The organism is Sulfitobacter brevis, assembly GCF_900112755.1.
In the GTDB taxonomy this organism is placed as follows: domain Bacteria; phylum Pseudomonadota; class Alphaproteobacteria; order Rhodobacterales; family Rhodobacteraceae; genus Sulfitobacter; species Sulfitobacter brevis.
On record NZ_FOMW01000006.1, the window covers coordinates 156,156 to 170,143 of the forward strand.

13 protein-coding genes and 1 pseudogene are annotated in these 13,988 nt (G+C 60.0%); 8 read left to right on the forward strand and 6 right to left on the reverse strand.

The features are described from left to right. Positions 1–10: 10 nt before the first annotated feature. The 3 genes from BM174_RS09990 to BM174_RS10000 form a co-directional block, all read right to left on the reverse strand. Positions 11–1,234 (reverse strand): branched-chain amino acid ABC transporter permease, encoded by a 1,224-nt coding sequence (locus BM174_RS09990; RefSeq protein ID WP_093923710.1) that lies wholly within the window; start codon positions 1,232–1,234, stop codon positions 11–13. A gap of 3 nt (positions 1,235–1,237) precedes the next feature. Then, a complete protein-coding gene (locus BM174_RS09995) occupies positions 1,238–2,266 on the reverse strand; it encodes a branched-chain amino acid ABC transporter permease (RefSeq protein WP_093923711.1) in 1,029 nt (342 codons plus the stop codon). Positions 2,267–2,380: 114 nt separating this feature from the next. Then, on the reverse strand, positions 2,381–3,727 hold the full coding sequence (locus tag BM174_RS10000; RefSeq protein WP_093923712.1) for a substrate-binding protein: 1,347 nt from the start codon (positions 3,725–3,727) through the stop codon (positions 2,381–2,383). A gap of 226 nt (positions 3,728–3,953) precedes the next feature. Between BM174_RS10000 and BM174_RS10005 the strand changes: the two genes are divergently transcribed. The 4 genes from BM174_RS10005 to BM174_RS10020 all read left to right on the forward strand — a co-directional run bounded on the left by BM174_RS10005 (position 3,954) and on the right by BM174_RS10020 (position 8,783). Then, positions 3,954–5,246, forward strand: coding sequence for a helix-turn-helix domain-containing protein (locus BM174_RS10005; protein WP_093923713.1), 1,293 nt, complete (start codon positions 3,954–3,956; stop codon positions 5,244–5,246). 157 nt (positions 5,247–5,403) lie between these two features. After that, the gene (locus BM174_RS10010; protein WP_093923714.1) at positions 5,404–5,784 is read left to right on the forward strand and encodes a response regulator transcription factor; all 381 of its coding nucleotides are present in this window, start codon (positions 5,404–5,406) and stop codon (positions 5,782–5,784) included. Positions 5,785–5,787: 3 nt separating this feature from the next. Beyond that, entirely contained in the window at positions 5,788–6,084 is a 297-nt protein-coding gene (locus BM174_RS10015; protein ID WP_245766317.1) for a hypothetical protein, read from the forward strand. Next, positions 6,084–8,783, forward strand: a complete 2,700-nt coding sequence (locus BM174_RS10020) for a sensor histidine kinase (RefSeq protein ID WP_093923715.1) — start codon at positions 6,084–6,086, stop codon at positions 8,781–8,783. Before BM174_RS10015 ends, BM174_RS10020 begins: the two co-directional genes overlap by 1 nt. A 3-nt stretch (positions 8,784–8,786) precedes the next feature. On the opposite strand, the gene BM174_RS10025 is transcribed toward BM174_RS10020, so the two are convergent. Beyond that, the gene (locus BM174_RS10025; RefSeq protein WP_093923716.1) at positions 8,787–9,209 is read right to left on the reverse strand and encodes a TIGR01244 family sulfur transferase; all 423 of its coding nucleotides are present in this window, start codon (positions 9,207–9,209) and stop codon (positions 8,787–8,789) included. 138 nt (positions 9,210–9,347) lie between these two features. Then, entirely contained in the window at positions 9,348–9,587 is a 240-nt protein-coding gene (locus BM174_RS10030) for a hypothetical protein (protein ID WP_093923717.1), read from the reverse strand. A gap of 99 nt (positions 9,588–9,686) precedes the next feature. On the opposite strand from BM174_RS10030, the gene BM174_RS10035 reads away from it, so the two are divergent. The 4 genes and pseudogenes from BM174_RS10035 to BM174_RS21365 all read left to right on the forward strand — a co-directional run bounded on the left by BM174_RS10035 (position 9,687) and on the right by BM174_RS21365 (position 13,203). Then, positions 9,687–9,974 (forward strand): DUF2312 domain-containing protein, encoded by a 288-nt coding sequence (locus tag BM174_RS10035; RefSeq protein ID WP_093923718.1) that lies wholly within the window; start codon positions 9,687–9,689, stop codon positions 9,972–9,974. Positions 9,975–10,089: 115 nt separating this feature from the next. After that, entirely contained in the window at positions 10,090–11,028 is a 939-nt protein-coding gene (locus BM174_RS10040) for a calcium/sodium antiporter (protein WP_093923844.1), read from the forward strand. A 128-nt stretch (positions 11,029–11,156) separates the two neighbouring features. After that, on the forward strand, positions 11,157–12,488 hold the full coding sequence (tig, locus tag BM174_RS10045) for a trigger factor (protein ID WP_093923719.1): 1,332 nt from the start codon (positions 11,157–11,159) through the stop codon (positions 12,486–12,488). Between the two features lie 302 nt (positions 12,489–12,790). After that, positions 12,791–13,203, forward strand: a pseudogene (locus BM174_RS21365) (DUF1569 domain-containing protein). Between the two features lie 72 nt (positions 13,204–13,275). On the opposite strand, the gene BM174_RS10060 reads toward BM174_RS21365, so the two are convergent. Then, the gene (locus BM174_RS10060) at positions 13,276–13,764 is read right to left on the reverse strand and encodes a transglycosylase SLT domain-containing protein (protein WP_093923722.1); all 489 of its coding nucleotides are present in this window, start codon (positions 13,762–13,764) and stop codon (positions 13,276–13,278) included. Positions 13,765–13,988 lie beyond the last annotated feature (224 nt).

Consider the following 13,988-nt stretch of genomic DNA (forward strand, 5'->3'; position numbering starts at 1 on the left):
GTCAGGCTCCTTATTCTGCGGCGGGGTTGCGTTGTTTCGCGGCGTCAGCCTCAACCGAGCCTGCGTTGCGATCACGGCGGCGGAAGACGCGACCGATACGTTGGCCGCCCTCGACCAACCCACCGGGCAGGAAGATCACAACCAGCATGAACAGCAGGCCCAAAGTGAGGTTCCAGCCTTTGCCGACGAAGGGGTGCACGATTGTGACCATGAAATCCTCCATCCCGTCGGGCAGGATGGCAAACCAGCTGTGCAGCACGTTGTCGTTGATTTTGGCAAAGATGTTCTCGAAATACTTGATGAAACCTGCGCCAAGAACCGGCCCGATCAGGGTGCCTGCACCGCCGAGGATGGTCATCAGAACGACTTCGCCGGAGGCGGTCCATTGCATGCGCTCGGCACCAGCCAGCGGGTCCATCGAGGCCAGCAAACCGCCAGCCAGACCTGCATACATGCCCGAGATCACGAAAGCTGCGAGCGTATAGGGGCGGGTGTTGAGGCCGGTGTAGTTCATCCGCTGCTGGTTGGATTTAACCGCGCGCAGCATCATGCCGAAAGGCGAGCGGAAGATGCGGATCGCGAGGTAGAACATGATCAGCAGGATGACCGCGCAGAAATAGTAGCCTGCGTTGAAGTCAAATGACCAAGCCCCCGCATCCAGCGTATAGGTCGAGCGCATTTCGACGATGCCCAGTAGGTGCGGTACGCTTTCCCAGTCGTCGATCAGGATTTGCGGGTCGGAAGTATAGACCTGCAAGCCGGTTTCGCCATTGGTGATGGTGGTGCCCAGAAAGCGGCCAATCAGGTCGGAATAGGAGATGGCGAACATCATCTGCGCAAAAGCGAGGGTGAGGATCGAAAAGTAAATCCCAGATCGCCGCAGACTGATAAAGCCGATGGCCAGCGCAAAGATTGCCGATACGATCACCGCAAGGAACAGCCCTGGAATGACGTTGTAATCCAGCAGCTTGTACATCCAGACCACGGCGTAGGAGCCAATGCCCAGGAAGGCCGCGTGGCCGAAAGAGAGGTAGCCTGTCAGACCAAACAGCAGGTTAAACCCGATGGCGAAAATGCCAAAGATCACAAAGCGCTGCATGAGGTCGGGGTAGCCCGCGTTAAACTGCGCCATGGCCGATCCGGTCGGAAAGGGGTTGAGGATGAAGGGCGCAAAAAGCGCCATTATCGCGACGATGATCAGCAGGGTGCTGTCTCTTTTACCGATACCGAACATGGGTTATTCCTCCATCACGCCCTTGCGACCCATCAGGCCGCGCGGACGCGTCAACAAGATCACAATAGCGACCACATAGATGATGATCTGGTCGATGCCGGGCAGTACGGCCTTGACCTCATTCAGCGAGGCGAGGCTTTCCAGAATGCCGAGCATAAAGCCCGCCAGCACCGCACCGGGCAGCGAGCCCATACCGCCGACAACCACGACCACAAAGCTCAGCACAAGAAAGTCCATGCCCATGTGGTAGTTGGGCGAGTTGATCGGTGCGTACATCACCCCCGCGAGCCCTGCCACGGCGGCAGCAATGCCGAACATGATGGAGAAGCGTTTGTCGATGTCGATGCCGAGCAAGCCTACGGTCTCACGATCTGCCATACCCGCACGCACGACCATCCCGAAGGTGGTGAACTGCAAGAAGGCAAAGACCGCGCCGATGATCAGCGTCGAGAAGCCGAAGTAGACCAGCCGCCAGTAGGGGTAGGCCAGCGAGGTATCGAGGCCCAACAGCGGGGCAAAGTCAAAGCTGCCGACAAAGGCAGAAGGCGCCGGTGTGGGGATCGGGTTGGCGCCGTAAAAATACTTGATGATCTCCTGCAGCACGATGGCAAGCCCAAAGGTCACGAGGATCTGGTCGGCATGGGGGCGCTTGTAGAAGTGCTTGATCAGCCCGCGTTCCATCACATAGCCGATAAACAGCATGACGGGGATCGCAAAGAGGATCGCGAGCGGCACCGACCAATCGATGATCAGGCTGCCGGTTTCAGGGCCGAACCAGCTTTCTACATAGGGCGTCTTGATCTCCAGCGGGCGACCCAGAAAATCTTTCTGTGTTTCATCCAGAGTTATGGTGCTGAGGCTTAGCAGCTTTTGCACCGTGACGGCGCAGAATGCGCCCAGCATGAACAATGCCCCGTGGGCAAAGTTCACCACGCCAAGCGTGCCGAAGATCAACGTCAGGCCAAGCGCGATCAGCGCATAGGCAGACCCCTTGTCGAGACCGTTCAGAATTTGGAGTAGGATTGCGTCCATCGTCCCCACCTTGTGGAAAGTTCAGTCTGCCGCGCGCCACAATGGGCGGGCCTGCGCGAAAGGCAGGGCGTGCGATGAACGCGCGCCCTGCCACTGCATTTTCATGCGGTCGGTTTAGGCACCTGGGTTACACTGACCCAGTTCGCCCCCGGCAAACATCGGATGGTCAGGTGCATATTCGACCTGCGCACGCGGTGTCTGCTCAACGATTTCGAGCGTGTCGTATTCGTTGGTCGGGTTCTCTTTGCCCTTCATGACCAGCACGTCTTTGAAGCACTGGTGGTCTTCGGCACGATAAAGCGTTGGACCGTTGCCCATGCCATCGAACTCAAAGCCCTCAAGCGCTTCGCCGACGCCGCAAGGGTTGAAGGTGCCGGCACGTTCCACGGCATCCGCATACAGCAGTGTCTGGACGTAGCAGGTGTGCGCCGAGTTGGAGGGCGGACGACCGTACTTTTCACCGAAGGATTTGGTGAAGGCTTTGGAGCCTTCATCCTGCAGCTGCCAGTTCCAGTTCATCGACCCGATGACGCCTTGCACGTTGGCACCGGCACCGGCTGCCATCAGCTCGGAGTAGAGCGGCACGACGATCTCGAACTTCTTGCCGTTCACTTCCTTGTCGAGCAGGCCGAACTGCACCGCGTTGGTCAGCGAGTTGACCATGTTCCCGCCGTAGTGGTTCAGAACCAGCACGTCGGCACCGGAGTTCAGAACTGGCGCGATATAGGAGGAGAAGTCGGTTGAGGCGAGCGGCGTCAGCACGTTGTTGACGGTCTCCCAGCCCACAGCTTCGGTGGCCGCAGCGATGGATTCCTGCTGGGTCCAGCCCCATGTGTAATCCGCGGTCAGGTGATAGGCGCGACGGTCGGCACCGTACGCGCTTTTCAGCACTGGCGCGAGGGCCGCAGCCGACATGTAGGCGTTGAAGAAGTGGCGGAAACCGTTGGCTTTTTTGTCTTTGCCGGTGGTGTCGTTGGAGTGTGTCAGACCGGCCATGAAGATCACGCCTGCCTCTTGGCACAGACCCTGAACCGCCACAGCCACGCCAGAAGACGAGCCGCCGTTGATCATGATCGCGCCGTCTTTTTCGATCATCGATTTGGCCGCCGCGCGGGCCGCATCGGATTTGGTTTGGGTGTCGCCAGTCACGAATGTGACTTTCTTGCCCAGAATACCGTTCCCTTTCAGCGCCTTGGAGCTGAAGGTGTTCATCATGCCGCCGTCGCCTTCGCCGTTCAGGTGCTGAACTGCCAACTCCTGCGCGCGCAATTCATCAAGCCCTTCCTCCGCGTAAGGGCCGGTTTGCGGTACGTTAAAGCCGAGTGTGACGGTGTTGCCCGTAGGGGCGTTCGTATAGCCCGCGTGCGCATCGGCCCGCAGATACGTCGGCAGCGCCAATCCCGCACCGGCAACCGCGCCGGTTTGGATCAGACCACGACGTGTCAGATTCAAAAATGACATTAAATTCCTCCCGTGTTGGTTCCATCCATGCATCTGAAGCGCATTGGATGACGCACAATGTGCAAAGAAACTATCGCGCTGAATCAGAAAATTATTCAATAACCCCCTTGATCAGTTGGATTATTCTGTAAATAACTTCGCAAAGGACTGGGTTGGATTGTAAATTATATGATGTTGCGGTGCAGAAAGCCTTTGATAAAGAACCATAATACTTGGCGTTTGCCTCATGGCGCGTGAGGTCCTGACCGGCAGTCGCATCCGCGAACGCCGCGTGATGGCGGGAATGAAGCAGGCCGAGCTTGCACGGCAGAGCGCGATCTCGGCCAGTTACCTCAATCTGATCGAACACAACCGCCGCAAAATCGGGGGCAAACTGCTGCTGGCGATTGCCCGCGCCTTGGGTGTGGAGCCACAGACCCTGACCGAGGGGGCCGAGGCGGCGTTAATCTCCAGCCTGCGCGAAGCGGCGGTGGATGCAGGGCTGAGCGGGCCGGAAGCCGAGCGCGCAGATGAATTTGCGGGGCGCTTTCCGGGCTGGGCGGAGGTTTTGGCGGGCGCCCGCCGCAGGATTGCCGCGCTGGAGCATACCGTCGAGGCGCTGACCGACCGGTTGGCGCATGACCCGCATCTGGCGGCCTCAATGCACGAATTGCTCAGCACCGCTGCGGCGATTCGCAGCACCGCCGCGATTCTGGCGGAGACCAAGACGCTTGAGCCGGAATGGCGCGACCGCTTTCACGCCAATATCAACGAAGACAGCCGCCGCCTCTCCAACAGTGCGCAAAGCCTTGTCGCCTATCTTGAGGCCGACCCCGACGCCACCGATGCAGGGATTTCGCCGCAAGAGGAAGTGGAGGCGTTTTTATCGCGGCACAGTTATCACTTCGAGGCGCTGGAGGCTGGGCGGGAGGATGAGATCGACAGTCTGGTGCGTGCTGCGTCTGATCTGCGCTCGGCTGCCGCGCGCCATATCGCAACGGCCGTGCTGCACCAATTGGCGCGGGATGCGGCGCGCCTGCCGCTGGCGCAGCTTGTCGCGGCGGTGGAGGATTTGGGCCCTGATCCGGCAGCCTTGGCGCAGCGCATGCACCAACCTGTGGGGCGGGTGATGCGGCGCATGGCTACGCTGCCAGAGTTGCAATCGGGGCTGGTGGTCTGTGATCGCTCCGGCACGGTGATTTTTCGCAAGTCGATAGAGGGGTTCACCGTGCCGCGTTTCGGGGCCTGCTGCCCGCTCTGGCCGCTGTTTGGCGCGTTGGGGCAGCAAGGGCAGGTGACCGCCGTGCGGTTGGCGCAACTGGGCGGGGCGGAGGCCGAGTTTGACGCCTTTGCCGTGTGTGAGCCGCAATCGGCGCCGGCCTATAACACCGCGCCTTTGGTGCAATCGGTGATGTTGCTGTTACCCGCTGCGGCGGGGGCCAGCGGGCCGGTGGCGCAGGTCGGATCGACCTGCCGTGTTTGTTCAAAGGATAACTGTCCGGCGCGGCGCGAACCCTCGATCCTGAGCGCGGGTATCTGACGCATGGGGGCCAACTCGCGCAGCCCGTGTCCTCCGCCGAGCCATTTCACTTTTTGACAGCCCTGACTTTCCGATGCATCGTAGCGCTCGGGCATACGCAGATCCGGCACCAAGACCGGCAAGGGCGCAGCCAACTAAGGGGGGAGAACCACTGTCCATGGGCAAACACGTCGTGCTGGTCGAGGATGAACTGAATATCGCCGAGGCGATCCGATTCCTGCTGACCAATGATGGCTGGCGCGTCGAAACGCTCGCGAATGGTGCGACGGCGGTGGAGGTGATCCGCAAGTCGGCGCCTGATCTGGTAATGCTGGATGTAATGCTGCCGGGGCGCAGCGGGTTTGATATTTTGCATGATCTGCGGGCAGATCCCGCGCTGGCGCATCTGCCAATCCTGATGCTGACCGCACGCGGGCAGGCCCGTGACCGCGAGATGGCCGAGAAGGCCGGTGTCAGCCGTTTCATGACCAAACCGTTTTCAAATACCGAAATGCTGGACGCCGTGCGCGATCTGTCCCGCCACCTGACCGCAAGCTGAGCCATGGCGCGCAGCCCGATCTTTCTGGAGCGGCGCAGCTATCGTGTCCGGCGGATGATGGATGCGGTGCGGCTTTTGCCGGTGCTGGGGCTGGCGCTGTTTATGGTGCCGCTGATTTGGCCAGTACCTTCTGATGACCCGAGCGAGACGATGCCGATGTCGACGGCTCTGGAATATCTGTTTGGCGCGTGGATGTTTCTGGTGCTGGCGGGGTGGCTGCTGTGGCGGCGCACGGGCGCGCATGCCGCTGACCCAGCAAGCGATCCAGCCGCCAAACCACCCGTGACCGAGGCGCGGTAGTGGTTTCGTTAAATCAACTGGTTATCGTGTGCCTGACCTATGTGGCAGGGCTGTTCTTTGTGGCCTTCATGGCCGAACGCGCAGCGCTGCGCGGGCGCGGCGGCTGGCTTTTGCATTCACCGTTGGTCTATACGCTGTCTCTATCGATCTACTGCACGGCTTGGACATTCTATGGTGCGGTGGGCTATGCTGCGCGGTCGGGGCTGGAATATGTCACCATCTACCTTGGCCCTAGTCTGGTGATGTTTGGCTGGTGGTGGGTGCTTCGGCGCTTGGTGCGGATCGGCCGCAGCCAGCGCGTGACTTCGGTCGCCGATCTGATTTCCTCGCGCTATGGCAAGTCGAACTTGCTGGCGATTATTGTCACGGTGATGGCTGTGGTCGGGGTAACCCCCTATATTGCCTTGCAGTTACAGTCAGTTGTGCTGTCGCTGTCGATCTTTGCCGCGCCCGAAGCGATACCGGGGGCTGAGGTTGGTGCGGGCATCAACGCAGGTCGCGCGGCGCTTTGGGTGGCTTTAGGGCTGGCGCTTTTCACCGTGCTTTTCGGGACCCGCAATCTCAACGTGAACGAGCGCCATCACGGGGTGGTCATCGCCGTCGCCGTAGAGGCTGTGGTGAAGCTGGTAGCGCTTTTGGCAGTTGGTATCTTTGTGGTCTGGGGGGTAGCGGGCGGGCTTACCGAAACGATGACGCGGATTGATGCCTCCGAGATTGGCGCGTTTCGTGTGCAGGGCAGCCGCTGGGCGGCGCTGACCGCGCTTTCAGGGGCAGCACTTTTGTGTCTGCCGCGGATGTTTCAGGTGATGGTCGTCGAGAATGACGACGAGCGCTATCTGCAAATCGCCTCATGGGCTTTCCCGCTATATATGCTGCTGATGAGCCTCTTCGTTGTGCCGATTGCAGTTGTTGGGCTGGATTTGCTGCCGGAAGGATCAAACCCCGATCTCTTCGTGCTGTCGCTGCCGCTCAGCCAAGGGCAGAACGGTCTGGCGATGTTGTCTTTCCTGGGCGGCTTTTCCTCTGCCACCTCGATGGTGATCGTGGCGACGCTGGCGTTGAGCACGATGGTGTCGAACCATATCGTCATGCCGATCTGGCTGGCGCTGCGCCGCGACGGGGCGACGCAATCGGGCGATGTGCGCAATGTGGTAATTCTCGCGCGGCGGCTGTCGATCTTGCTGATCATCGGGTTGGGGTTTCTCTATTATCGCAGTTCGGGGGGCAGTGGCGCGCTGGCGGCAATTGGCACGATCTCCTTTGGCGGGGTGGCGCAGTTTTTGCCCGCAATGTTGGGCGGAATTTTCTGGCGCGGGGCAACACGGATGGGCGCGCTTTGCGGGTTAAGCCTTGGTTTCGCGCTATGGCTTTTTACCATGCTTTTGCCCAGCTTTGGCATGGATACGGTGCTGTCGCAGGCGGTGTACGAGACGGGGCTGATGGGATTGGGCTGGCTACGCCCGCAGGCGCTGTTCGGGATTGAGGGGTTGGATCCGACCGTGCATGCGGTGGTGTGGAGCCTGTCGCTGAACGCGATCATTTTTGTGGTCGTCTCGCTGTTTACCTTCCCCGATCCGGTGGAGCGCTTGCAGGGCGCGCAGTTTGTAAATGTTTTCGATCACTCCAGCCCCGCGCGCGGCTGGACCGCGTCGGTCGCGGGCAGCGAAGATCTGATGATCATGGCGCAGCGCATCTTGGGCGCGCGTGAGGCGCAGGCGTTTTTCGCGGGGGAGGCACGCAGGCAGGGCTTTGCCGACGGCCTGCCGCAGCCGACGCCGCGCTTTGTGCAGGCTTTGGAGCGGGAGTTGGCGGGTGCGGTGGGGGCCGCCACGGCCCATGCGATGGTGGCGCAGATTGTCGGTGGCACCTCGGTTTCGGTGCAGGACCTTTTGGCGGTGGCCGACGAATCGGCGCAGATGCTGGAGTATTCCAGCCAGCTGGAGGCGAAATCCCGAGAGTTATCGCAGACCGCCGCGCAGTTGCGCGAAGCTAACGAAAAGCTGACGCAACTGTCGCTTCAAAAGGATGGGTTTCTCAGCCAGATCAGCCATGAATTGCGCACGCCGATGACCTCGATCCGGTCGTTTTCGGAGATTTTGCGCGATGCAAAGGGGATCAAGGCAGCGGACAAGACCCGCTATGCTTCGATCATCCATGACGAGACGATTCGCTTGACGCGGCTGCTGGATGATCTGCTGGATCTGTCGGTTTTGCAGAACGGGCAAGTGACGCTGAATGTGCAAAGCGCGCCGCTGTCGCGGGTGTTGGATCAGGCGATTACGACGGCTTTGGCGGGCAGGAACGGAGCGCTGGCAATCTGCCGTGATCCACTTACCGAAGCGCTGCCGCTGACCACCGATCTGGACAGGCTGGGGCAGGTGTTCATCAATCTTGTGGCCAATGCCGCGAAATACTGCCGTGCAGCCGAGCCGGAGCTTTCGATAAAGGTGCAGGAAAGCGACGGGCCGTTGGTGATTGATTTTGTCGATAACGGCGCGGGGATCGCGGAGGACGCGCAGGCGGTGATTTTTGAGAAGTTCTTTCGCGTGCACGGCGTTGAGGGCGAAGGTGCGGGTCTGGGCCTTGCCATCTGTCACGAGATCATGACGCGGCTGGGCGGTGGCATCCGGTACCTGCCGCAGGGGGCGGGAACCGGATTTCGCATTTGGCTGCCTGCAGAGCGCGAGGCAGGAGTCTGACGCTCAGGTAAAGGGCTGCGCCAGCGCGGGGCGCAGGTTCTCGATGTCATAACCGGCTTTGCTGGCAGAGGAGATAATCTCGTCCACAGGCAACTCGCCCGCATTACCCAAGGCCCAAGCGATGGTGGAGCGGGTGCCCGAGGCACAATATGCCAGCACGACATCATCGGTTGCCGCACCCTTGGCGCGGTTCTCGGCGATGTTCTCTGGCACCATGGTTTGATGGGTCAGCGGCTGTTCGGCAAAGCTCAGCCCAGCAGCCTCGGCGGCGGTGCGAATGGCAGCGGCACTATGGCTCGGCGGGACTTCGGCATCGGGGCGATTGCACAAAATGCGGGTGATGCCACGCGCCTTGAGCGCGTCCATGTCAGCCGGATCGATCTGCGGGCTGACGTAATAGCGGGGGGTGAGTTCGCGAATATCCATGGGCTGATTTAAGCACAGCCTTGCAGTCTGTCCAGCATGGGTTTTGCAGACAGGCGGGGGCAGGGGCGAATAGGAGAGGAATTATCGGCGGGTTTTTGCGGTCGGTGGGGGGCAACTCACGCACCAACGGGCGCACAATCAGGTCAGGAACACGCCCAAAATCACCAGCATCAGCCCGATGACCGACAAAAACAGCGCCCCGAGGTTGAGCGGAATCGCCTTTTTCAGCACCAACCGCATGGCGTCGTCATCCAGCTTGGCGCGTTTGGCACGGCTGACGCTGAAGATGCACCAGACCAGCCCGGCAAGGCCGATAAGCGACAAAGTAGCGCCGATCCAGATCAGCCATTCCAGCGGGGAGGAGGTCATATTTTCCATGGCGGCATCGCTACGCCAAAGCCGCGCATCCTGCAAGACCCGCTTGCGGGCCGCTGGGCGGGGGGGTAGTCAGGCGCAAAACCATGTCAGGAGCGCAGCATGAGCGATACGTCAACCAACCCCGATATCACCGAAAGCAGCCCCGGCGACGCGACCTATCGAGTCACGGCGAACGAATTGCGCCAGTTTGTGGAGCGGATCGAGCGTTTGGATTCGGAGAAGAAGGACCTCGCCGAGCAGCAAAAAGAGGTCATGGCCGAGGCGAAATCGCGCGGATACGACACCAAGGTACTGCGCAAAGTGATCGCGCTGCGCAAGCGTGACAAGGACGACATCGCCGAAGAAGAAGCGGTGTTGGAGATGTACAAGGAAGCACTGGGTATGTGACCCGAATGGCGGGCTGTGAAATATAGCCCGCCCCACGCCTTGAAGGCGTGATCGCGCAGCGCCACCTGCGTGTAGCCGGATGCGCAAAGCCGCATCGGTCAACAAGGGTTTATTCATGGATTACGTGTTAATTGCGGGGGGCTTGCTCGGGCTGGTGCTGGGCGGCGAGCTTTTGGTGCGCGGTGCAGTGGCGCTGGCACAGCGGATGGGTCTGTCGCCCTTGTTTATCGGACTGACGATTGTGGGTTTCGGTACCTCGATGCCCGAATTGGTGACGTCGCTGCAGGCAGCCTATGTAGGCGCGCCGGGAATCGCGCTGGGCAACGTAATCGGCTCCAACATCGCTAATATTTTGCTGATCCTCGGGGTCGGGGCGGTGATGGCGCCGATGGTGGTACAGCCTGCTGCCTTTAAACGCGATGCAAGCGTTCTGGTTGCGTCATCCCTGATGTGTCTGGCCGTCGTGTTGACGGGGCAGGCGGGGCGGGTGAGCGGGCTGGTGTTTCTTGGCGCTCTGGCCGCCTATCTGGCTTTCACGCTGCACGGCGAGCGGCGCAGCTCCCCCACGGCGCTGCCTGTCCCGCCCGAGACTGCGGGCGCCATGTTGTCGGCGGTGCAATTGGCCGGTGGTCTGGCGCTAACGCTGTTGGCGGCACGGTTCTTGGTCACGGGTGCGGTGGCTGTAGCGCAGGACTTGGGGCTATCGGATACGGTGATCGGGCTGACCATCGTTGCGGTTGGCACCTCGATGCCCGAGTTGGTCACTTCGGTCATCGCGGCGCGCAAAGGCCAAAGCGATGTGGCTTTGGGCAATATCGTGGGCTCGAACATTTTTAACATTCTGGGAATTCTGGGGATCACGGCAGTGGTGCTGCCGTTGGAGGTGCCTGCGCAGATTGCCAGCTTTGACATCTGGATCATGTTGGCAGCGACGGCGGCTCTGGTCGCTGTGGCGGTGACCGGATGGCGCATCAGCCGCCGCGAGGGGACAGCACTTTTGGTGGGCTACGGCACCTATCTGACGGTGCTGCTGGCGCGCAACGGGGTGTTCTGAGCGCGAAACCTTGCGATAGGCCCAAAGCCGTCGGCCTGACCCCCTTGCGGACAGGCGCGGTGGCGCATAGAAGGGCGGAAATTTTCGGCTGCGTGCGTTCGTGCGCGGCATTACGCTATGGAGCAAACATGCAGGTCAATGAGACGCTGAACGAAGGTCTGAAACGCGGCTACGCCATCACCGTGACGGCCGCCGAGCTGGAAGCCAAGGTCAACGAAAAACTGGCCGAGGCCCAGCCTGACGTTGAAATGAAGGGTTTTCGCAAGGGCAAGGTCCCGATGGCGCTGCTGAAAAAGCAGTTCGGCCAGCGCGTAACTGGCGAAGCGATGCAGGAAAGCATCGATGGCGCCATGTCAGAGCACTTTGAAAAGTCTGGCGACCGCCCTGCGATGCAGCCAGAAGTCAAAATGACCAACGAAGACTGGAAAGAAGGCGACGACGTCGAGGTCACCATGACCTACGAAGCACTGCCCGAGATCCCCGAGCTCGACATGGGCAAGGTCAAGCTGGAAAAGATGGTTGTCAAAGCCGATGACGCCGCTGTTGAAGAAGCACTCAGCAACCTCGCGGAAACCGCGCAGGACTTCAAAGCACGTAAGAAAGGCTCCAAAGCCAAAGACGGCGACCAGATCGTGATCGATTTCGTCGGCAAGGTTGACGGCGAGCCTTTTGAAGGTGGTGCGGCGGAAGATTACCCGCTGGTACTGGGTTCGAACTCCTTCATCCCCGGCTTCGAAGAGCAGCTGGTTGGCGTGAAAGACGGCGAAGAGAAGCAGGTTACCGTTTCCTTCCCAGACGATTATCAGGCCGAGCACCTGAAGGGCAAAGAAGCGACCTTTGACTGCACCATCAAAGAGGTGAAGGAACCCGTTGCTGCCGAGATCAACGACGAGCTGGCGAAGAAATTCGGCTCCGACGATCTGGCCGCCCTCAAGTCGCAAATCTCCGAGCGTCTTGAAGCTGAATATGCCGGCGCGTCACGCGCTGTAATGAAGCGGGCGCTGCTTGATGCCTTGGACGAGATGGTCGATTTCGATCTGCCACCGTCCTTGGTCGAAGCCGAAGCAGGCCAGATCGCGCACCAGTTGTGGCACGAGGAAAATCCTGAGGTTCAGGGCCATGACCACCCCGAGATCGAAACCACCGACGAGCACAACAAGCTGGCAAACCGCCGCGTGCGTCTGGGCCTGTTGCTGGCCGAGATTGGCCAGAAGGCCGAGATCGAAGTGACCGATGCCGAGATGACCCAAGCGATCATGAACCAGGCGCGTCAGTATCCTGGTCAGGAGCGTCAGTTCTTTGAATTCGTTCAGCAGAACCAGCAGATGCAACAGCAGATGCGCGCGCCGATCTTTGAAGACAAAGTGATCGATCATATCGTCGAAAAAGCCGACGTGACCGAGAAAGAGATCACCAAAGAAGAGCTTCAGAAAGCTGTTGAAGAGCTTGAAAACGAATAATCTTTTCGATTTTCGATAAGAATTTAAGGCGCTCCGGTTTCGGGGCGCCTTTTTCGTTTGGGGTGGGCGCTGGCCCACCTGAGGCTCTCCCAGCAGTTTGCCAAACGCACCGTTTTCTCGACACAGGGACCCAATTCGCCTAGATTTTTCACAAGTTGAGCATTTCTGCAGTAAGTTTGGGATCAGATGGATAGGCGCATGTTCACTAGATATATCGTTTCTGGTGCGTTTCTGGGTGTTGCTGGCGGGGGGTATTATTGGCTCAATGCGCGGCGAGACCAAAGCCATCCCAGTGTGATTTGATGCTGGATAAGCTGGACACCCTCGCAAGATCGCCGATCGAGACGTCGGGAGGCTGGGATGCGTCGAGGACGCTTAACCATCTCGCGCAATCGGTCGAGTTTTCGATGTCAGGCTACCCAGAGCACAAGCCGCCGATATTTCAGAAAACTGTCGGAAGCTCGCCTACAAGGTGTTTAATGCCCGCGGGGCCATGTCTCACGGGTTAGACGAAGTCATTCCCGGCGAGGTTGTCACAGACGATGGCCAGACACAGGACGCGTTGCTGCGTTTGAAAAACGCTCTAGTGACGTTCAAAGGCTATGGCTCGGAGATGAAAGCACATTTCGCCAATGGTCAGCTCAGCAAAGACGATCATGCGATTGCGCATGTCTTGCACATCAACAATCATCTGGAAGAGTTCCGGATGGTCTGAGCCGCCCCGCCCGCTATTAAGGCGCCGACCCGCCGCCAGCTAATAGGCGGCAGCGGGTGGGGAATTGTGGGGTCAGCCGCTGCGCAGGCCGGTCTGGACCAACATGCCACGACGCTTGGCTTCGTAGTAGTAGCCGCTGGCGTACCATTTGATCGCGGTGTTCTGGTTGCCGTCTGCCAGCAGCCAAGCACCACGTAAATATTTCAGCGCATATTTCAGATTGGTATCGGCATCCAGCAAGTCGCTGGAGGCGCCGCGAAAGCCCATGGTGCGGGCCGTGGCGGGCAGGATTTGCAGTAGGCCGTAGTAGGGGCCGTTGCGCGCAGAGGGGTTGTGGGTGCTCTCGCGGATTGCAAGGCGGTGGACCAGCGGGCGGGGAACTTCGTAGTAGTCGGCCCAGTAGTTGATCTTTTGACGCAGCTCGGGCGTTTCATTGGGATGTAGCGGCAGGCGCGTCGATGTCGGTTTGGAGCCATGGGCCTCGATGGGAGGCGCAGTGCAGGCCGTCAGGGCGGTTGCGGCGATCAGGGTAAGAAACGCTCGGCGTGTTGTCTGGGGCATGTTTGGATTCGCATGTTGTGGCAACTGCGGCCAATTTACGCAGAGTTCCCCTAAGGGCAATCGCCGTGGACCTGGCTGCGCGGCTATCCGCGCGAGGGGCGGCGGAAGGCCGCGCAGAGCGTCGTTGGAGGCGCTTGGCGGTGCTGCCCTGCCGTATCGACTCATCGCAAACAAAAGCCCCGCGCAGAGGGCTCTGCGCGGGGCTTTTTAGCGTATATCAGACC

Excerpts from the sequence above, each read along its gene's own strand:
- BM174_RS09990 (WP_093923710.1), bottom strand. The coding sequence starts at position 1,234 with ATGTTCGGTATCGGTAAAAGAGACAGCACCCTGCTGATCATCGTCGCG.
- BM174_RS09995 (WP_093923711.1), bottom strand. The coding sequence starts at position 2,266 with ATGGACGCAATCCTACTCCAAATTCTGAACGGTCTCGACAAGGGGTCT.
- BM174_RS10000 (WP_093923712.1), bottom strand. The coding sequence starts at position 3,727 with ATGTCATTTTTGAATCTGACACGTCGTGGTCTGATCCAAACCGGCGCG.
- BM174_RS10005 (WP_093923713.1), top strand. The coding sequence starts at position 3,954 with ATGGCGCGTGAGGTCCTGACCGGCAGTCGCATCCGCGAACGCCGCGTG.
- BM174_RS10010 (WP_093923714.1), top strand. The coding sequence starts at position 5,404 with ATGGGCAAACACGTCGTGCTGGTCGAGGATGAACTGAATATCGCCGAG.
- BM174_RS10015 (WP_245766317.1), top strand. The coding sequence starts at position 5,788 with ATGGCGCGCAGCCCGATCTTTCTGGAGCGGCGCAGCTATCGTGTCCGG.
- BM174_RS10025 (WP_093923716.1), bottom strand. The coding sequence starts at position 9,209 with ATGGATATTCGCGAACTCACCCCCCGCTATTACGTCAGCCCGCAGATC.
- BM174_RS10030 (WP_093923717.1), bottom strand. The coding sequence starts at position 9,587 with ATGGAAAATATGACCTCCTCCCCGCTGGAATGGCTGATCTGGATCGGC.
- BM174_RS10035 (WP_093923718.1), top strand. The coding sequence starts at position 9,687 with ATGAGCGATACGTCAACCAACCCCGATATCACCGAAAGCAGCCCCGGC.
- BM174_RS10040 (WP_093923844.1), top strand. The coding sequence starts at position 10,090 with ATGGATTACGTGTTAATTGCGGGGGGCTTGCTCGGGCTGGTGCTGGGC.
- tig (WP_093923719.1), top strand. The coding sequence starts at position 11,157 with ATGCAGGTCAATGAGACGCTGAACGAAGGTCTGAAACGCGGCTACGCC.
- BM174_RS10060 (WP_093923722.1), bottom strand. The coding sequence starts at position 13,764 with ATGCCCCAGACAACACGCCGAGCGTTTCTTACCCTGATCGCCGCAACC.